General features: G+C 71.1%; 21 protein-coding genes and 1 pseudogene. 8 read left to right on the top strand and 14 right to left on the bottom strand.

Translation table 11 applies throughout. The features are described 5' to 3' along the window. The first annotated feature begins 24 nt into the window (after positions 1–24). Positions 25–213 carry a hypothetical protein gene (locus RMT89_RS02050; protein WP_315882144.1) on the top strand — a complete coding sequence of 63 codons (189 nt, stop codon included), beginning with the start codon at positions 25–27 and terminating at the stop codon, positions 211–213. 98 nt (positions 214–311) lie between these two features. On the opposite strand, the gene RMT89_RS02045 is transcribed toward RMT89_RS02050, so the two are convergent. The 8 genes from RMT89_RS02045 to RMT89_RS02010 all read right to left on the bottom strand — a co-directional run bounded on the left by RMT89_RS02045 (position 312) and on the right by RMT89_RS02010 (position 6,910). Beyond that, positions 312–758: a rhodanese-like domain-containing protein gene (locus RMT89_RS02045; RefSeq protein WP_399497457.1), complete on the bottom strand. Its 447-nt coding sequence runs from the start codon at positions 756–758 to the stop codon at positions 312–314. After that, entirely contained in the window at positions 749–1,285 is a 537-nt protein-coding gene (locus RMT89_RS02040; protein WP_315882142.1) for a cysteine dioxygenase, read from the bottom strand. Before RMT89_RS02040 ends, RMT89_RS02045 begins: the two co-directional genes overlap by 10 nt. A gap of 79 nt (positions 1,286–1,364) precedes the next feature. Continuing rightward, a complete protein-coding gene (locus RMT89_RS02035; RefSeq protein WP_315882177.1) occupies positions 1,365–1,436 on the bottom strand; it encodes a putative leader peptide in 72 nt (23 codons plus the stop codon). A gap of 123 nt (positions 1,437–1,559) precedes the next feature. Further along, positions 1,560–3,248, bottom strand: a complete 1,689-nt coding sequence (locus tag RMT89_RS02030; RefSeq protein ID WP_315882141.1) for an FAD-dependent monooxygenase — start codon at positions 3,246–3,248, stop codon at positions 1,560–1,562. 199 nt (positions 3,249–3,447) lie between these two features. Next, positions 3,448–4,401: an amino acid ABC transporter permease gene (locus RMT89_RS02025; RefSeq protein WP_315882140.1), complete on the bottom strand. Its 954-nt coding sequence runs from the start codon at positions 4,399–4,401 to the stop codon at positions 3,448–3,450. Continuing rightward, positions 4,398–5,075, bottom strand: coding sequence for an amino acid ABC transporter permease (locus RMT89_RS02020; RefSeq protein ID WP_315882139.1), 678 nt, complete (start codon positions 5,073–5,075; stop codon positions 4,398–4,400). Before RMT89_RS02020 ends, RMT89_RS02025 begins: the two co-directional genes overlap by 4 nt. A 131-nt stretch (positions 5,076–5,206) precedes the next feature. Then, the gene (locus RMT89_RS02015; protein WP_315882138.1) at positions 5,207–6,052 is read right to left on the bottom strand and encodes a glutamate ABC transporter substrate-binding protein; all 846 of its coding nucleotides are present in this window, start codon (positions 6,050–6,052) and stop codon (positions 5,207–5,209) included. 81 nt (positions 6,053–6,133) lie between these two features. Beyond that, entirely contained in the window at positions 6,134–6,910 is a 777-nt protein-coding gene (locus RMT89_RS02010) for an amino acid ABC transporter ATP-binding protein (protein ID WP_315882137.1), read from the bottom strand. 289 nt (positions 6,911–7,199) lie between these two features. On the opposite strand from RMT89_RS02010, the gene RMT89_RS02005 reads away from it, so the two are divergent. Continuing rightward, the gene (locus RMT89_RS02005) at positions 7,200–7,886 is read left to right on the top strand and encodes a response regulator transcription factor (RefSeq protein ID WP_315882136.1); all 687 of its coding nucleotides are present in this window, start codon (positions 7,200–7,202) and stop codon (positions 7,884–7,886) included. 9 nt (positions 7,887–7,895) lie between these two features. Then, entirely contained in the window at positions 7,896–9,287 is a 1,392-nt protein-coding gene (locus RMT89_RS02000) for a HAMP domain-containing sensor histidine kinase (RefSeq protein ID WP_315882135.1), read from the top strand. Here the strand turns inward: RMT89_RS02000 and RMT89_RS01995 are convergent. The 3 genes from RMT89_RS01995 to RMT89_RS01985 form a co-directional block, all read right to left on the bottom strand. After that, positions 9,277–10,272 (bottom strand): TAXI family TRAP transporter solute-binding subunit, encoded by a 996-nt coding sequence (locus tag RMT89_RS01995; RefSeq protein WP_315882134.1) that lies wholly within the window; start codon positions 10,270–10,272, stop codon positions 9,277–9,279. The two genes, RMT89_RS02000 and RMT89_RS01995, sit on opposite strands and share 11 nt — an antisense overlap. A gap of 71 nt (positions 10,273–10,343) precedes the next feature. Next, complete coding sequence (locus tag RMT89_RS01990; RefSeq protein ID WP_315882133.1) at positions 10,344–11,570, bottom strand: cation:proton antiporter; 1,227 nt, start codon at positions 11,568–11,570, stop codon at positions 10,344–10,346. A 4-nt stretch (positions 11,571–11,574) separates the two neighbouring features. Further along, positions 11,575–12,060 carry a TrkA C-terminal domain-containing protein gene (locus tag RMT89_RS01985; protein WP_315882132.1) on the bottom strand — a complete coding sequence of 162 codons (486 nt, stop codon included), beginning with the start codon at positions 12,058–12,060 and terminating at the stop codon, positions 11,575–11,577. Positions 12,061–12,228: 168 nt separating this feature from the next. On the opposite strand from RMT89_RS01985, the gene RMT89_RS01980 reads away from it, so the two are divergent. The 3 genes and pseudogenes from RMT89_RS01980 to RMT89_RS01970 form a co-directional block, all read left to right on the top strand. Then, positions 12,229–13,152: a HAMP domain-containing sensor histidine kinase gene (locus RMT89_RS01980; RefSeq protein WP_315882131.1), complete on the top strand. Its 924-nt coding sequence runs from the start codon at positions 12,229–12,231 to the stop codon at positions 13,150–13,152. Then, positions 13,152–13,805, top strand: coding sequence for a response regulator transcription factor (locus RMT89_RS01975; protein ID WP_315882130.1), 654 nt, complete (start codon positions 13,152–13,154; stop codon positions 13,803–13,805). The genes RMT89_RS01980 and RMT89_RS01975 overlap by 1 nt, the downstream gene beginning before the upstream one ends. A 56-nt stretch (positions 13,806–13,861) precedes the next feature. Continuing rightward, positions 13,862–14,317 (top strand): annotated as a pseudogene (locus tag RMT89_RS01970) (glycoside hydrolase); the annotation flags it as partial. On the opposite strand, the gene RMT89_RS01965 reads toward RMT89_RS01970, so the two are convergent. Then, positions 14,221–14,961 carry a class I SAM-dependent methyltransferase gene (locus tag RMT89_RS01965; protein ID WP_399497456.1) on the bottom strand — a complete coding sequence of 247 codons (741 nt, stop codon included), beginning with the start codon at positions 14,959–14,961 and terminating at the stop codon, positions 14,221–14,223. The pseudogene RMT89_RS01970 and the gene RMT89_RS01965 sit on opposite strands and share 97 nt — an antisense overlap. Before the next feature lie 132 nt (positions 14,962–15,093). On the opposite strand from RMT89_RS01965, the gene miaB reads away from it, so the two are divergent. Then, positions 15,094–16,611 (top strand): tRNA (N6-isopentenyl adenosine(37)-C2)-methylthiotransferase MiaB, encoded by a 1,518-nt coding sequence (gene miaB, locus RMT89_RS01960; protein ID WP_315882128.1) that lies wholly within the window; start codon positions 15,094–15,096, stop codon positions 16,609–16,611. Positions 16,612–16,775: 164 nt separating this feature from the next. Then, positions 16,776–17,486 (top strand): class III extradiol dioxygenase subunit B-like domain-containing protein, encoded by a 711-nt coding sequence (locus RMT89_RS01955; protein WP_315882127.1) that lies wholly within the window; start codon positions 16,776–16,778, stop codon positions 17,484–17,486. Between the two features lie 108 nt (positions 17,487–17,594). Here the strand turns inward: RMT89_RS01955 and RMT89_RS01950 are convergent, their stop codons facing one another. Together RMT89_RS01950 and RMT89_RS01945 are read right to left on the bottom strand one after the other, a co-directional pair. Beyond that, positions 17,595–17,918, bottom strand: a complete 324-nt coding sequence (locus RMT89_RS01950) for an antitoxin (RefSeq protein WP_315882126.1) — start codon at positions 17,916–17,918, stop codon at positions 17,595–17,597. A gap of 25 nt (positions 17,919–17,943) precedes the next feature. Continuing rightward, positions 17,944–18,186, bottom strand: a complete 243-nt coding sequence (locus RMT89_RS01945; RefSeq protein ID WP_315882125.1) for a hypothetical protein — start codon at positions 18,184–18,186, stop codon at positions 17,944–17,946. Between the last annotated feature and the right edge of the window lie 135 nt (positions 18,187–18,321).

Below are 18,321 nucleotides of genomic sequence, written 5' to 3'. Positions count from 1 at the left end.
ACATCGCCAAGGCACGCGACGCCGATGTCCCGGTCTTCCTCACCTCGGTCGTCCCCGAGAGGACACGTCGTAGATCCCCGGCACGCGGCCGGCGCCGAGGCCGTCAGGATCGTCACGGTCAACGGCACCGACGAGGAGCTGGCCGCGCTCAAGGACGCCCGGTTCGCGGCGACCGTCGCCAACTCGGCCGCGGACACCGCGAACGGGCGGTGACGAACACGATCTCCCTCCTACGGGACTGGGACGCGGCCGGGAATCGCCCACACGCCGGTCCGTCTGGTGACGAAGAGCAACGCGGACACGGCACCGCTCTACTGTCCGCCGGACGTCCTTTGAGGCGCGCCCCGTCCGGGGTCCGTCACCGGCAACCCCGCCGCCCGCCATGCCTGGAACCCCCCGGCCAGATCGGTCGCCCGGCGCAGCCCCAGCCGGTGCAGCGACTCAGCCGCCAGACTGGACGCGTACCCCTCGTTGCAGAACAGCACCACCCGCAGGTCATGGCCGCCGGCCTCGGGAACCCGATGGCTGCCCCACGGATCCAGCCGCCACTCCAGCTCATTGCGCTCGACCACCAGCGCGCCCGGAACCAGCCCGTCCCGCTCCCGCAGCGCCGCGTACCGGATGTCCACCAGCAGCGCCTCGCCGGACCGGACGGCGTCGTAGGCCTCGTGGGGCTCCACGCGCGCGTAGGTCGCGCGGACCCGCTCCAGCAACTCGTCGATCCCCACGGGCCGTTCGCCGAACCCGGTCACTGCCAGTCCTCCGGCCTCTCCACCTGCTCCAGCCGCAGGATCGGCCCGCTCCGGCTGTAACGGCGGATCCGGGGCAGCGGCGGATAGTAGGCGTGGACGGAGATCGCATGCCGGTCGGGGGATTCGTTGAGGACCTCGTGGACATGGTGGCGGCCGAAGGAGCGGCCCTTGCCGGCCGACAGCCTGCGTTCCCGGTCGACGTCCTCGCTGAGTTCGAGGGTCTTCCAGCCGTCGGTGGGCAGCCGGGCGGCGAGCGAGTTCTCCTTCAGCTCACCGGCCGCCGTCAGGAACGCGCCGACCGAGTCCGCGTGGTCGTGCCAGCCGGTGCCCGAGCCCGGCGGCCAGCCGATCAGCCAGGCCTCACTCCCGGCGGGCCCTTCCAGACGCACCCAGGTGCGGCCCTCGGGGTCGAGCGGAAGCGAGGCGACCAGCTCGGCATCCGCGGCCGTACGCCGTACGAAGTCGAGGAGATCCGCCTGTGTGGGAGCGGTGGCGGTGGAAACAGAAACAGAACCAGAAGGGGAGACAGACACTTCGACCGTCCTGATGAGTGTTCGCGAGGAGCGCGTGAGGGCACAGGGGCCGCACGCGGAAAGGGGGAGATCTGCGAATTCAGCAGGACCGGGTACACATGCAGCCCGCGTAGCGGACGAGGTCCACATGGACCTTCCGCCACAGGTGCACACAGGTGTCGGTCACGATCCGGAGTACACCATGGAGGTGTGGGCCGGTCAACTCACCGTCAGCATGTGGACGGTGGGCCCACGGAAGCCTCCCGGCGCGCGACCCGCGGACCAGCGGGACCGCTCAGCGCGACCCCGCCGTAGCCTCCGCCCCCGCCTCCACGGGACCGCCCAGCGTCGCCTCCGCGGCCGCGTAGAGGTCGGCGGGCCGTACCCCGCCCAGCGCCGTGACCAGATGGCCGTCGGGCCGGACGAGCAGGACGGTGTGCGCGGGTGCGCCCGGGTAGCTCTCGGCGACCAGCAGCTCCGCGGGATGCGGCAGCGCCGTCACGGCCGCCGCGAGGCGGGGCATGATCCCGGCGGTCACCCAGTGCTTGCGGTCCCACACCCCCGTGCCCGGCGCGATCAGCAGCACCAGCAGCGCCCCTCGCCCGAGCCGCCCCCGCAGCCGTACGAACGAGCCGTCCTCCGCGGTCACCCGTACATCGGCGACCGGCGCGCCCACCGCGGTGTCGACGGTCACCTCGCCCTCCAGATGCCGGGGCGCGAGCGGCGAGTCGGCGTACGCCCCCGGCGCGCCCAGCGTCCCGCGCCCCAAGTGGCCCTCCGCGAGCAGCGCGTCATGGCCCCGGGCCGAGCCGGGCACGTACGCCCTGATGCCCCCGCCGCCGCGCAGCAGCGGCAGCGCCTGGTCGGCGGCGCGCAGCCGGGCGGCGACGACCATGCGCCGCTCACTCTGGTAGCTGTCGAGCAGCGCCTCGTGCGGCCCGTGATGCCAGGCGAGCGCCAGCTTCCAGGCGAGGTTGTCGGCGTCCCGGAGCCCTTCGTCGAGCCCCTGTGTGCCGAGCGCCCCGAGCAGGTGCGCCGCGTCCCCGGCGAGAAACACCCGCCCCGCCCGCCAGCGCCGCGCCAGCCGGTGGTGCACCGTATGGACTCCGGTGTCGAGGAGTTCGTACGGCGGTGTCGAGCCGCCCGTCCACCCCGCGAGTGTCTCCCGGACGCGGGCCACCAGCAGCTCGGGAGTGACCAGGTCCTTGCCCGGCGGGAGCAGCCAGTCGAGCCGCCAGGCGCCGTCCGGCAGCGGGCGGCCGACCACCTCCCCGCCCGAGGGGCCCGACGTCCGCCACGGCGGCATCCGATGGAGCAACGCCTCGTCGGACCAAGGAAGTTCCGCGCGCAGTGCGGCGACGGCGTGTCGCTCCACCGCCGTACGGCCGGGGAAGCGGATGTCCTGGAGCTTGCGCACGGTGGAGCGGGGGCCGTCGCAGCCGACCAGGTAACTCCCGCGCCACCAGGTGCCCTTGGGGCCGCGGGTGTGGGCGGTGACGCCGGAGGGCTCCTGCTCGATGCCGTCCAGACGGCTGTCGACGGCGATCCTCACCAGCCGCTCGCCGGCCAGGGCCGCGCGCAGGGCGCCGGTCAGGACGTGCTGGGCGATGTGCACGGGGGCGGCGGAGTCGTAGGGGGACCCCTCACGCACCGAGCCGTAGGCGCCGTAAGCGGTCCCCTCGCGGCCCGAGCCGTCGAAGGACCCCTCCCCGGCCGCGTCCTCGAAAGACACCTCCCGCATCACCTGCTTGCGCCGCATCGACCGCCATCCGGCCCAACGGCAGCCGGCCTGCGCGACCGGAAGACCGGTCAGCCGCTCCAGCAGGGCGGCGGTGTCCTCGCGCAGCACGACGGTGCGCGCGAGGCGGGGTTCGTCCTTGCCGGGCCCCTCGTCGAGGACGACCGACGGCACCTCCTGACGCGCCAGCGCCAGGGCGAGCGTGAGCCCGACGGGCCCCGCTCCGACGATGATCACCGGGTCCACGGCGTGGTGCCCCCTGCCCGCAGCGGTGCCCCGAGGGACGTGTGTGAACAGGAGGTTGGAGCAGGGTGCACGATCACAGAACGTATGCAACCCATTGCCGGTGCTTGCGTCAAGTGACGGAAGGCAGTGGCGATCATGCCACTGCCTCCGTGTCGTTCACGCCATGTCTCGCGTGTCGCTCAGGTCACTTGACCGTGCGTCACTTGTTCTTGGGCGGGTAGGTGAAGCCGCCGAAGCCGCCCGGTCCGCCGCCCTCGCCGCCGGTCCCGAAGGAGCCGCCGACCGCCGCCGGGTTGAGTTCCTCCATGTCCTCGGCGCCGAGGACCGCTCCCGTGGAGCGCTTGCTGCGCCGCAGCCTGCGCTCCAGCCAGCCGGCGAAGCTGGTCAGGATGAAGTTGATGACGATGAAGATGACCGCCACCACGATGAAGCTCGGGATGACATTGGCGTAGTTGGCCGCGAGCGTGCCGCGCGCGTTCAGCAGCTCGGTGTAGCCGAGCATCACGCCGCCCAGCGCGGTGTCCTTCACGATGACGACCAGCTGGCTGACGATCGCCGGGAGCATCGCCGTGACCGCCTGCGGCAGCAGAACGCTCGTCATCGTCTGGCCCTTGCGCAGACCGATCGCCTTGGCGGCCTCCGTCTGGCCCTTGGGCAGGGCGAGGATGCCGGCCTTGACGATCTCGGCGAGGACCGAGGCGTTGTACAGCACCAGACCGGTGATGACCGCGTACATGGGCCGCTCCGCGCTGCTGACGTCCGTGGAACGGGCGAAGAACTCGTTCGCGAACAGCATCAGCAGCAGCACCGGGATGGCGCGGAAGAACTCCACCACGGCACCGGCCGGGATCCGCACCCAGCGGTGGTCGGACATCCGGGCGATGCCGAAGACGGCGCCCAGCGGCAGCGCGATGACCATGGCCAGCGCCGCGGCCTTCAGGGTGTCCGCCAGACCGGGCAGCAGATACGTGGTCCAGGCCTCGGACTCGGTGAAGAACGGCTCCCACAGGGCCCACTCCAGCTGGCCCTTGTCGTCCATCACCGTCCAGATCCACCAGACCAGCAGGGCCAGCAGGACGAAGAAGACGATCGAGAAGATCACATTGCGCCGCTTGGCCTTCGGGCCGGGGGCGTCGTACAGAACCGAGGTCACCGCTTCACCGCCAGTCGCTTGCTCAGCCAGCCGAGGATCAGGCCGGTGGGCAGGGTCAGTACCACGAAACCGAAGGCGAAGATCGCGCCGATGAGCAGCGTCTGAGCCTCGTTCTCGATCATTTCCTTCATCAGGAGGGCCGCTTCCGCCACGCCGATCGTGGCGGCCACCGTGGTGTTCTTGGTGAGCGCGATCAGGACGTTGGCGAGCGGGCCGATGACCGAGCGGAACGCCTGTGGCAGGACGATGAGGCTGAGCACCTGTCGGAAGCTCAGTCCGAGGGCGCGGGCCGCCTCGGCCTGGCCGACCGGCACGGTGTTGATGCCGGAGCGCAGCGCCTCGCAGACGAAGGCGGCCGTGTATCCGACCAGACCGAGGATCGCCAGACGGAAGCCCTGGGCCTCGAAGTCGTCGGGCGCGCCCATCGTCATCCCGAAGATGTCGGCGAGGCCGAGCGAGGTGAAGACGATGATGACGGTCAGGGGGATGTTCCGGACGATGTTCACATAGGCGGTGCCGAAGCCGCGCATCAGAGGAACCGGGCTGACCCGCATGGCCGCCAGCAGGGTGCCCCAGATCAGGGAACCGATGGCCGAGAAGAAGGTGAGCTGCACCGTCACCCAGAAGGCGCCGAGCAGGCTCGGGTCGTCATAGTCAGAAAGAAAGTCGAACACGATCTCCCGCGCTTCCGGGTGTGTGGCGTACGTGGTGTACGGGCGGTCGTGTCAGGCCGCCGCCGTACTGACGTGCCGCGCCGCCGCCGTGAGGTCGGGCCGACGGCGGCGGCGCGTGAGCGGAATCCGCGTTACTGAACGATGTTGCCGATCTTCGGGGCGGGCTCGTTCTTGTAGTTGGCCGGGCCGAAGTTGTCCTTGACGGCCGTGTCCCAGGCGCCGTCGCTGACCATCTTCTCCAGAGCGTCGTTGATCTTGTTCACGGTCTCGGTGTCGCCCTTCTTGACGCCGATGCCGTAGTTCTCGTTGCTCAGCTTCAGGCCGGCGAGCTTGAACTGGCCCTTGTACTGGTCCTGCGCGGCGAAGCCGGCGAGGATCGAGTCATCGGTGGTCACGGCGTCGACGGCGCCGCTCTGCAGACCGGCGATGCACTCCGAGTACGTGCCGTACTCCTTCAGCTGGGCCTTCGGAGCGATCTCGTCCTTGACGTTCTGCGCCGAGGTCGAGCCGGTGACCGAGCAGAGCTTCTTGCCGTTGAGGTCGGTGCCCTCGGCGATGTCCGAGTCCGACTTGACCAGCAGGTCCTGGTGGGCCAGCAGGTACGGGCCGGCGAAGTCGACCTTCGCCTTGCGCTCGTCGGTGATCGAGTACGTGGCCGCGATGAAGTCGACGTCGCCGCGGGCGAGGGCGTTCTCGCGGTCGGCACTCTTGGTCTCGATGAACTCGATCTGGTTGGGCTCGTAACCGAGCTCCTTCGCCACGTAGGTGGCGACGTCCACGTCGAAGCCGGAGAAGGAACCGTCGGGCTCCTTCAGGCCCAGACCCGGCTGGTCGTACTTGATGCCGACCTTGATCTTGTCGCCACCGCCGGAACCCGTGTCGGCGCTGTCGCTGTCGTCGCCGCCGCCACACGCGGTCGCGGTGAGGGACAGCACGAGCGCAGCGGCCGCCGCGGCGGTGACCTTGCGGAGCTTCATGGTGAACATCCTTTGTCTGGTGAAGAGATGCGAGCCGTCAGTGCGGGTGACGCAGGGCCGTTCGTGGACGTCGGTGCGTCGTCAGTGGTGCAGGATCTTGGACAGGAAGTCCTTGGCGCGGTCGCTGCGGGGGTTGCTGAAGAACTGGTCCGGCACAGCCTCTTCGACGATTCGCCCGTCCGCCATGAACACCACTCGATTGGCGGCCGAACGAGCGAAGCCCATCTCATGGGTGACGACGATCATGGTCATGCCGTCCCGGGCGAGCTGCTGCATGACCTCCAGCACCTCGTTGATCATTTCCGGGTCGAGCGCCGAGGTCGGCTCGTCGAAGAGCATGACCTTCGGATCCATCGCCAGTGCGCGTGCGATGGCCACGCGCTGCTGCTGGCCGCCGGAGAGCTGGGCGGGGTACTTGTCCGCCTGGTTGGCGACACCCACCCGGTCGAGCAGCTTGCGGGCCTTCTCCTCGGCCTTCTTCTTGTCGGTCTTGCGGACCTTGATCTGGCCCAGCATGACGTTTTCGAGCACGGTCTTGTGCGCGAAGAGATTGAACGACTGGAACACCATGCCGACGTCGGCGCGCAGCCGGGCCAGCTCCTTGCCCTCGGCGGGCAGCGGTTTGCCGTCGATGACGATCGTCCCCGAGTCGATCGTCTCCAGGCGGTTGATGGCGCGGCACAGGGTGGACTTCCCGGACCCGGAGGGCCCGATGACCACGACGACCTCGCCGCGGGCGATCGTCAGGTCGATGTCCTGGAGCACGTGCAACGCGCCGAAATGCTTGTTGACACTCTTCAGGACGACCAGGTCGCCGGTCGCAGCCACGTCTTCCTTGGCCACCGATACTTCGGTCATCGCTCTCAGGCTCCGTCCTCCTCGGTTTCGGAGGACACTAATAACCGTATCCGACCTGCGTCATTAGTCCTGAGGGGAATTTGAGCATCACGATCCGGTAGCAATCAGACACGTGTCGTAGCACTTGCGAGCTGGGCGCGTACCGGGTGGATAACGACAAGCCCCGCGCAACCGGAACCCACTTGACGGCGCCGTCGTCCATCAGCGTGACTGCCATGGTGCACGCGCGCGTGCACACATCGTGTGTAGTGAGGTCACCCGTACGGCCGATGAACAGGAGGGGGACGGGATGAGACTGCTCCTCGTCGAGGACGACAACCATGTCGCCGCCGCCCTGTCCGCGATTCTGGCGCGGCACGGCTTCGACGTCACGCACGCCCGCAGTGGCGAGGAGGCCCTGCAGGCGCTCGTCCCGGAGGGCGCCGGCTTCGGCGTCGTCCTGCTCGATCTGGGCCTGCCCGACCAGGACGGCTACGAGGTCTGCGGCAAGATCCGCAAGCGCACCAGCACCCCGGTGATCATGGTGACCGCCCGCTCCGACGTACGCTCCCGCATCCACGGCCTCAACCTCGGCGCCGACGACTACGTGGTCAAGCCGTACGACACCGGCGAGCTGCTCGCCCGGATCCACGCCGTCAGCCGGCGCACCGTCCAGGAGGACCCCGCGTCCGGCGGCGACACCGTGCTGCGTCTGGGCTCCGTGCACATCGAGCTGCCCACCCGGCAGGTCAGCGTGGACGGCTCGGTCGTCCAGCTGACCCGCAAGGAGTTCGATCTGCTGGCCCTGCTCGCCCAGCGGCCCGGCGTGGTCTTCCGCCGCGAGCAGATCATCAGCGAGGTGTGGCGGACCAGCTGGGAGGGGACCGGACGCACCCTGGAGGTCCATGTGGCCTCCCTCAGGGCCAAGCTGCGGATGCCGGCCCTGATCGAGACGGTGCGCGGGGTCGGCTACCGCCTCGTCGCCCCGGCCGCCTAGCGGGTACGGGTGCGCACTCGGCTCCTCCCGCTGCTCATCGTCCTGATGGCGGCCGTCCTGCTGGCGCTCGGGGTTCCGCTCGCCGTCAGCCTGGCCGCCGCCCAGCAGCAGAAGGTGGTCGTCGACCGGATCGACGACACGGCGTACTTCGCGGCCATGGCCCGGTCCGTGATGGACCCCCCCGAGGGCCCGCGCGACGAGGGCCGCACCCTGAGCCGGGAGCTGGAGAGCTACTACGGCGTCTACGGCATCCGCGCGGGCGTCTTCCTGCCCGGCGACACCCCGCTGGCCAACGCGCCGGAGACCTGGTTCCTGCCCGAGGCGGGCGAGGTGCGCGACGCCTTCGAGGAGGCCCTGCTCAGCCGGCGCAGCCACGATCCGCAGCAGGTGTGGCCCTGGCAGCGGGGCCGTCTTGTCGTCGCCTCACCGGTCGTCCGGGACGGCGATGTCGTCGCGGTCGTCGTCACCGACTCGCCCACCGGGGAGATGCGTTCGCGGATCCTGTATGGCTGGATGGTCATCGCCGCGGGCGAGTTCGCCGCGATGCTGCTCGCCGTCGGCGCCGCGCTGCGGCTCACCGGCTGGGTGCTCAGACCCGTACGGGTCCTGGACGCCACCACGCATGCCATCGCGAGCGGCGCCCTGAAGTCCCGGGTCGCGGCGGCCGGCGGACCGCCGGAACTCAGGCGGCTCGCCCGGTCGTTCAACGAGATGGCGGACAACGTCGAGGACGTGCTGGAACAGCAGCGCGCGTTCGTCGCCGACGCCTCGCACCAGCTGCGCAACCCGCTCTCGGCGCTGCTGCTGCGCATCGAACTGCTCGCCCTCGAACTGCCCGAGGGCAACGAGGAGATCGCCTCGGTCCAGGCCGAGGGCAAGCGTCTGGCCCAGGTCCTGGACGATCTGCTCGACCTGGCGCTCGCCGAGCACACCGCGGCCGATCTGCGGCTCACCGACATCGGCGCGCTGACCGCCGAGCGGGTCGCCGCCTGGTCGCCGACGGCCGAGGCGAAGGGGGTCGAGCTGACCGGGGACTGCCCGGCCACGACCGCGTGGGTCGACCCCGTGGCGCTGTCGTCCGCGCTGGACGCGGTGATCGACAACGCCGTGAAGTTCACCCCGCAGGGCGAGCGCGTCGAGGTGGCGGTCGCGTCCAACGGCGGCACCGCAACCGTCGTGGTCGCCGACCACGGGCCCGGCCTCACCGACGAGGAGCTCGCCCGCGTCGGCGACCGCTTCTGGCGCAGCGGCCGCCATCAGAACGTCAAGGGCTCCGGCCTCGGCCTGTCCATCTCCCGGGCGCTGCTCTCGGTGGGCGGCGGTTCGATCGCGTACGCGCATCATGAGCCGCAGGGTCTGAGGGTGACGGTGCGGGTGCCCAGGAGCGGGCCTACGGCTTGACCGAGCGGTAGTAGCGCCGGGCGCCCTCGTGCAGCGGGAGCGGGTCGGTGTAGATCGCGGTGCGGACGTCGACCAGCTGGGCGGAGTGGACGTTCGCGCCGATGCCGTCACGGCTGTCGAGCACGGTCCGGGTCAGCCACTCGGTGAGCCGGGGGTCGAGGTCCTTGCGGGTCACGAGCAGGTTGGACACGGCCATCGTGGCGACCGTGGAGCCGTTCTGGATGGTCTTGTAGGCCGATTCCGGCATGTTGGTGGCCCGGTAGTAGCGGGTGGCCCCGCCCTGGGCGTGCACCCGGGCGACCAGGGCGGGCTCGATGGGCACGAACCGGAAGGCGGAGGTCTCGGCGAGCTCCCGCAGCCCGCGCGTGGGCAGCCCGCCGGACCAGAAGAACGCGTCGAGCTCGGACCCCAGCCGCTTCGGCCCGGTGTCGATGCCGTCCGACCGGGGCGTGATGTCCTTCTCCGGGTCGATGCCCGCCGCCTCCAGCACCCGGTTGGCGATGAGCCGCACACCCGAGTTCGGCAGCCCTATGGCCACCCGCTTGCCCCGCAGATCCGCGACGGACTCGACGTCGGAGTCCGGCGGGACGACGAGCTGCACATAGTCGTCGTACAGCCGGGCCACCCCGCGCAGCCGGTCGGCACCGGCGCCGCCGTCGGTCTCGTACGTGTCCACCGCGTCGGCGGCGGCGATGGCGATGTCGGCCTTCCCGGTCGCCACGCTCCGTACGTTCGCCTGCGAGCCGGCACTGGTGACCAGCTTGACCTCCAGGCCGGGCATGTCCTTGGCGAGCTCCTTCTGGAGCCGCTCGCCGTACTCGTAGTAGACGCCGGCCCGCGTCCCCGTGCTGAACGTGATCGTCCCGGTCGGTGGCTCCTCGCCCAGGGGCAGCAGCCACCACAGCAGCAGCCCGAGCGCGACGAGGCCGGCGGCGGCGCCCTGGAGGGCGCGGCGCCTGCCGACAGGCGGGAGGAGCGTGGGCATGCGGGCGATACTGCCAGCCGCTGCGCCTCCCTGACCAGGGGCGGCACCTCTCGCCCGCCGGTCCGGCAGCGCTAGAGGTCGGCCACCGGGGCCTCCGATTCCTCGTAGTGCCGGGATTCCTCCCGCTTCTGCGCCGCCGTCCGCCGTTCCACCCACCACATCGCCACCGGCTCGGTGAACCGTGCCGTGAGCGGGCCGACGATGACCAGGATGAGGACGTAGGCCGTGGCCAGGGGGCCCAGGGACGAGGGTTCCACGCCCGCGCTGACCGCCAGGCCCGCGATGACGATCGAGAACTCGCCGCGGGCCACGAGGGCCCCGCCCGCGCGCCAGCGGCCCTTCACCGAGATGCCCGCCCGCCGGGCCGCCCAGTAGCCGGTCCCGATCTTCGTGGCCGCTGTCACGACTGCCAGCGCCAGCGCGGGCAGCAGGACCGGAGGGATGCTCGCCGGGTTCGTGCGCAGGCCGAAGAAGACGAAGAACACCGCGGCGAACAGATCCCGAAGCGGGCTGAGCAGGGTGTGCGCGCCCTCCGCCACCTCCCCGGACAGGGCGATGCCCACCAGGAAGGCCCCCACCGCCGCGGACACCTGGAGCTGTTGCGCGACGCCCGCGACCAGGATGGTCATACCCAGCACCACCAGCAGCAGCTTCTCCGGGTCGTCGCTGGAGACGAAACGGGAGATGACACGGCCGTAGCGGACCGCGACGAACAGGACCAGGCCCGCCGCGCCCAGCGCGATGGCCAGGGTGACGCTGCCCGCCAGCAGCCCCGCCCCGGCGACCAGCGCGGTGACGATGGGCAGGTACACCGCCATCGCCAGGTCCTCCAGGACCAGGACGCTGAGGATGACCGGGGTCTCGCGGTTGCCCACCCGGCCCAGGTCGCCCAGCACCTTCGCGATGACACCGGACGAGGAGATCCAGGTGACGCCGGCCAGGACGACGGCCGCCACCGGGCCCCAGCCGAGCAGCAGCGCCGTCGCCGCGCCGGGGAGGGCGTTGAGGGCGCCGTCGACGAGTCCAGCGGGGTAGTGGGCCTTGAGGTTGGTGACGAGATCGCCGGCCGTGTACTCCAGGCCCAGCATCAGCAGCAGCAGGATGACGCCGATCTCCGCGCCCGCCGCGATCAGTTCCTCGCTCGCCCCGAGCGGCAGCAGCCCGCCCTCCCCGAAGGCCAGACCGGCGAGCAGATACAGCGGGATCGGCGAGAGCCGGAAGCGGGCGGCGGCCCGGCCGAGCAGCCCCAGGCCGAGGATGATCGAACCGAATTCGATCAGCAGGATGCCGGAGTGCACCGGTTCACTCCCGCCCGAGTATCGACGCGGCGGCGTCCACGCCTTCGCGGGTGCCGATGACGATCAGGGTGTCACCGCCCACCAGCCGGAAGTCCGGCGCGGGGGACGGGATCGCCTCGGCCCGGCGCAGCACCGCCACCACGGATGCGCCCGTCTCCGTGCGCATCCGGGTGTCGCCCAGCAGCCGTCCGTTCCAGCGCGAGGTCGCGGCCACCTCGATCCGCTCCGCGACCAGGCCCAGGTCGGTGGTGTAGAGCAGGCTCGCGCTGTGGTGGGTCGGTTTCAGCGCGTCGATCAGCGAGTCGGCCTCCGGTCCTGTCAGCCGCAGGGACTGCAGGCAGGAGTCGGGATCGTCGGCCCGGTAGACGTTCACCGTACGGCCGCCGTCGCGGTGCGCCACCACGGACAGATGGCGGTGTTCCCGTGTCACGAGGTCGTACTGGACCCCGATACCGGGCAGCGGCGTCGCCCTCAGACGTGGAGCTGACACGTTTCTTCCCCTCGCTCTTGGTGATCGTTCCAACGGCTCGGTCGGCATGCTGCCAGCCCCCCGTACGGTGGCGATATGGGTGTCAGCACGGATATACGCGATCGGACTCGAACATCGACGCTGGTGACGGCGGTGCCCAGGAGAGCCGGAAGGAGTCGGAACGCGCCCGTGTCCCTGTTCTGGCGGATCTTCTCGCTCAACGCCGTGGGCCTGGTCGTGGCCGCCGCGCTGCTCCTGGGCCCGGTCACCGTCTCGACGCCGGTGCTGCCCGCCGAGGCGCTGGTCGTCGTCGCGGGCCTCGCGCTGCTGCTGCTCGGCAACGCGATCGTGCTGCGCCTCGGGCTCGCCCCGCTGCACCGGCTGGGCCGCGCCATGGCCGCCGCCGACCTGCTGCGCCCCGGAGCCCGCGCGGTGGTCGCCGGTCCGTCCGAGGCGGCCGAACTGATCACGACGTACAACACGATGCTCGACCGGCTCCAGAGCGAGCGGGCCGCCGGGGCCGCCCGGGCGCTGTCCGCGCAGGAGCGGGAGCGCCATCGGATCGCGCGGGAACTGCACGACGAGGTCGGCCAGACGCTGACCGCCGTGCTGCTCCAGCTCAAGCGGGTCGCCGACCGGGCCCCCGGGGAACTGCGCGAGGAGGTGGGCCAGGCACAGGAGGCCACCCGGGCCGGACTCGACGAGATCCGGCGGATCGCCCGTCGGTTGCGCCCCGGGGTCCTGGAGGAGCTCGGCCTGGTCAGCGCCCTGCGCTCACTGGCCGCCGAGTTCACCACGCCCGGCCTGACCGTGCGCCACCACATCCCCGCCGAACTGCCCCCGCTCACCGAGGAGTCCGAACTCGTGCTCTACCGGGTCGCCCAGGAAGGCCTGACCAACAGCGCCCGGCACGCGGGCGCCGATCGCGCGGAGATCGGGCTCCGGCCCTTCGCCGACGGCGTCGAACTGGTCGTACGCGACAACGGCAGGGGACTCGGGGCGGCGCCGGAGGGGGCGGGAATCCGTGGGATGCGCGAGCGGGCGCTGCTGGTGGGGGCGGAGCTCTCCGTCGGGCCTGGGCAGGAGATACGGCTGCGGGTGGGCGGTCACTGATGGCTGCGCCGATCAGGGTGCTCCTCGCCGACGACCACACCCTTGTACGCCGGGGCGTGCGGCTCATCCTGGACGGTGAGCCGGATCTGGAGGTCGTCGCCGAGGCCGCCGACGGTGCAGAGGCGGTCGCGCTGGCCCGGTCCCACGAGGTCGACCTGGCCGTGCTGGACATCGCCATGCCGCGGATGACCGGCCTCCAGACGGCCCGGGAACTCTCCCGGCGACTGCCCGACGTGCGGATCCTGATCCTCACCATGTACGACAACGAGCAGTACTTCTTCGAGGCGCTGAAGGCGGGCGCCGGCGGATATGTCCTCAAGTCCGTCGCCGACCGCGATCTGGTCGAGGCATGCCGGGCGGCCGTACGCGACGAACCGTTCATCTATCCCGGCGCCGAACGCGCCCTGGTCCGCTCGTACCTGGAGCGGCTGCACGGCGGTGACCGGCTGCCGGAGCGGCCCGTGACCGAACGCGAGGAGGAAATACTCAAGCTGGTCGCCGAAGGGCACACCTCGAAGGAGATCGGTGAGCTGCTCTTCATCAGCGCGAAGACCGTCGAGCGGCATCGGGCCAATCTGCTGCAGAAGCTGGGCGTGCGGGACCGGCTGGAGCTGACGCGGTACGCGATAAGGGCGGGGCTCATCGAGCCCTGAGCCGAAGGTATGGACCGACGAGGGGTTCGGCGCCATCATGACGCCGCCATGACAAGGTTGCCGACTGGAACCCCGGCGCCCGCAAGGCCGTCTGCCCGGACGGACAGCGCCTGTTGGGCCTCAGCCATACCGGGAACCGGCGCCTGTGCTCGGACGTTGGCTTCTCAACGGGCTCGGGCGCCTGCGAGGTGGTCGTCGACGAGCGGCACGTGCGGCAGGACTGGGCGTCCGGCTACACCGAACTCCAGTGCCCCGGCGGCTCCCTGCTCACCGGCTACAACGTCCGTGGCTCGGCGGTCTCCGCGGCGCTGTGCACGGCGGACGTCGCCGGCGGCACGAGTGGCCGTACGGTCTGGTTCGACCGGGGCGACAACCGGGGAGCTGCGCCCAGGGGCGGGGACTTCGCGTACGGCCACTACAAGGGGCAGTGCGCCGACGACGAGGACGCGGCCGGGATCGCGTACACCGGCCGGATGGGGTCGGGTCGGACTCCGGACGCCCTGTACTGCCGGAAGCCGGGCCAGCGGACGGTGCTGAGGATCATGTACGGCGCGCCGCCGGTCTCGGCGGGGGGTAGTTCCATGGCCGGTGCGGGGAAGCCGGCCCCGGTGAGCAGGGCGCCGTAAGCCGAGGCGGGACGGAAGGAGCAGGCCGTGGTGACGGAGCCGCCGTCGAGCTGTAGCAGCACCGTCGGCACGGGTGCGCCCTCGGGGTAGGCCGCGCCGGGATCGCCGTACCGAAGGGTGGAGAACCGCTCGCCGACGGCGCCCGGGTTGAGGTCGGCGAGGACGTACGGGGCTCCCGGCCGCAGCACCCGGTGGATCTGGGCGGTCAGCGCGGCCAGGCGGCCGTCGTCGGGGTCGGTGCAGCAGACCAGGCAGCACACGGCCGCGTCGACACAGGCGTCCGGGAGCCAGTCCAGGGCGCGGCCGTCGAAGCGGCGGTAGTCGACGCGGGGGTGGGGGCGGTCGGCTCGGGCGATGTCGAGCATGTGCGCGGAGGGGTCGACGCCCTGCACTGTCCAGCCTCGCTCGGCCAGTTCGAGGGACAGGGCGCCGGTGCCGCAGCCGACGTCCAGCACGGTCGCGCCGGGATGCGGTGCGGTGCCGACTCGGTCCAGTACCGCGGGGAAGATCAACTGCCGTGCCAGGCGCATGTCACGGTTCCGATAGGCGGCCGCGGCGGCGGGGGTGTCCCAGGACAGGGGAGAGGGCATCGAACGGGCCTCCGGTGCGGGGAGCATCGGCGCCCGGGAGGGGTGCTCCCGGCGCGCCCTTACCCTTATGGCATGAGCAGCATCGACCGGAGCCACACCGTGGACGTCAAGCGAACGTATGAGGTGCGCACCTACGGGTGCCAGATGAACGTCCACGACTCCGAGCGATTGTCCGGGCTGCTGGAAGAGGCCGGCTACGTCCGTGCCCCCGAGGATGCCGACGGGGACGCCGACGTCGTCGTCTTCAACACCTGCGCCGTCCGCGAGAACGCCGACAACCGGCTCTACGGCAACCTCGGCCGCCTCGCGCCGAGGAAGGCCTCACGGCCCGGTATGCAGATCGCGGTCGGCGGCTGCCTCGCGCAGAAGGACCGCGACACCATCGTGAAGCGGGCGCCCTGGGTGGACGTCGTCTTCGGCACGCACAACATCGGCAAGCTGCCCGTGCTGCTGGAACGCGCCCGCGTGCAGGAGGAGGCACAGGTCGAGATCGCCGAGTCGCTGGAGGCGTTCCCCTCGACGCTGCCGACGCGGCGCGAGAGCGCCTACGCGGCCTGGGTGTCGATCTCCGTCGGCTGCAACAACACCTGCACCTTCTGCATCGTCCCGGCGCTGCGCGGCAAGGAGAAGGACCGCCGGACCGGCGACATCCTCGCCGAGATCGAGGCCCTGGTCGCCGAGGGCGTCTCCGAGATCACGCTGCTCGGCCAGAACGTCAACGCGTACGGCAGCGACATCGGCGACCGCGAGGCCTTCAGCAAGCTCCTGCGGGCCTGCGGGAACATCGAGGGCCTGGAGCGCGTCCGCTTCACCTCTCCCCACCCCCGCGACTTCACGGACGACGTGATCGCGGCGATGGCGGAGACGGCGAACGTGATGCCGCAGCTGCACATGCCGCTGCAGTCCGGCTCGGACACCGTCCTGAAGGCGATGCGCCGCTCCTACCGGCAGGAGCGTTACCTCGGGATCATCGAGAAGGTCCGCGCCGCCATCCCGCACGCGGCCATCACCACCGACATCATCGTGGGCTTCCCCGGCGAGACCGAGGAGGACTTCGAGCAGACGATGCACGTGGTCCGTGAGGCCCGCTTCGCGCAGGCGTTCACCTTCCAGTACTCCAAGCGCCCCGGCACCCCCGCCGCGACCATGGAGAACCAGATCCCCAAGGAGGTCGTCCAGGCGCGCTACGAGCGTCTCGTCGCCCTCCAGGAGGAGATCTCCTGGGAGGAGAACAAGAAGCAGGTCGGCCGCACCCTCGAGCTGATGGTCGCCGAGGGCGAGGGCCGCAAGGACGGCGCCACCCACCGCCTCTCCGGCCGCGCCGCCGACAACCGCCTGGTCCACTTCACCAAGCCGGCCCAGCAGGTCCGCCCCGGCGACGTGGTCACGGTCGAGATCACCTACGCCGCCCCCCACCACCTCCTGGCCGAGGGCGACGTCCTCTTCGTCCGCCCCACGCGCGCGGGCGACGCCTGGGAGAAGCGCAACGCCGCCGAGGCGGCCAAGCCGGCGGGCGTGATGCTGGGGCTGCCGAAGATCGGCGTCCCGGAGCCACTGCCAGCGGCCACCGGGGGCTGTGCGGTCGACTGACGGCCGTGGGCGTGCGGGTTTACGCCGCCTGACGGCCGTGGTTCGTACGGGCTTAGGTCATCTGACGGTCGTGGTTCGTGCGGGCTTACGCCGCCTGACGGCCGTGGTTCGTGCGGGTTTACGTCATCTGACGTCCGAGGTCGTACGGGGCTACGCTGCCGATCATGCTTGTCGCCGCTGCCGTTTGTCCCTGTCCGCCCGTGCTCGTGCCCGAGGTCGCCGCGGGTGCCGCGCCCGAGCTGGATGCCGCGCGTGCCGCGTGTACGGACGCGCTCGGGGTGCTCGCCGCCGCGCGGCCCGACCGGCTGCTCGTCGTCGGGCCCGCCGGGGAGGAAGGGCGCGGGGCGTACCCGGAGGGGGCGCGGGGGTCGTTCCGGGGCTTCGGTGTCGATCTCGACGTACAGCTGGGGAGGGCGGCGGCGGAGTCCGCGCGTGAACTGCCGACTTCGCTGGCGGTGGCGGCCTGGCTGCTGGAGCGGGTCGGGTGGGCCGATGCCCGGATCGAGGGACTCGGGGTGGGGGAACCTCTGGCCGCCGAGCGGTGTATTGAAGTCGGAAGGGAGATCGCCGCGGGCCCGGACCGGGTGGCGATGCTGGTGATGGGCGACGCCAGCGCCTGCCGCACGCTCAAGGCACCCGGCTACCTCGACGAGCGCGCGGAGCCCTTCGACGCGGCCGTCGCGAGGGCGCTGGGCGCGGCGGACCTGGCGGCGCTCAGGGTGCTGGACACCGAGCTGGCGTACGAGCTGAAGGCGTCGGGGCGGGCGCCCTGGCAGGTGCTCGCGGGCGCCGCGGAGGACGCCGGGCTGTACGGCGCGCTGCTGTACGACAGCGCGCCGTACGGCGTGGGGTATCTCGTCGCCACCTGGTCGTAGCGCCGGCCTGGTCGTAGCGCCACCGGGTCGTAGCGCCGCCCGGAACAACGGCGGACGGCCGGGAGCGTGTGCTCCGCGGCCGTCCGTCGGTGTGCCGTGTTGCGGTGTTCAGGATGCCGGAGGCGGGGTGCTCGGCGGCGGGGTGCCGCCGCCCGTGCCGCCGCCCGTGCCGCCGCCCGTGCCGCCGCCCGTGCCGCCGCCCGTGCCGCCGCCCGTGCCGTCGTCCTTGTGCGCGAGTCGGTCCATGGCGTCCTTGGCCTTGCCCGTGCCCCTCTGGATCTTGTCGCTGTACTTGCCCTTGGTCTTCTCGTCGGCGACCTTGGCGGCCTTGTCCAGACCGTGCTGGATCTTGCCCCCGTGCTGCTGGGCGAGGTCGGACACCTTGCCCTTGGCCGGGCTGAGCTTGGCCTTCAAATTGTCCAGGAGACCCATCGTTCACCTTCCCACGCGGGATCGTTCAGGTGCGGGCGCCCTCGCCGGCCTCTCGGTCGGCCGCCTCGTCGGTGGACTGCTGCTTGGGAATCTCGACGCTCTCGCCGTCGATGGCTTCCGGCACCCTGCCCGAGCCCTCGGCCGGCTCGTTCGCCTCAGCCGTCTCCTCCGCCTCGGGCTCGGCCGTCGGACTGTCGGCCGATGCCTCGGCGGTCGACGTCTCCTCCGCAGTCTTCGACCTCCGGAGAAGCCGTGCCAAAACGCCCATATCAACTCCATACGTTACTCGTGCGGGCGAAATCCCGCGTCGTCCGGTGCGTCCGTTTGCGTCGCCCGGTCCGCCGCCTCCAGGGGACCGGCGGCGCGAACCTCGCAACTGGCAACGACGTCGGACCGGCGTCGT

It is taken from the genome of Streptomyces sp. P17 (genome assembly GCF_032436805.1).
Classification (GTDB): domain Bacteria; phylum Actinomycetota; class Actinomycetes; order Streptomycetales; family Streptomycetaceae; genus Streptomyces.
The sequence above is the reverse complement of the archived record's forward strand: the minus strand, read 5'-3'. Positions and strand labels throughout refer to the sequence as shown.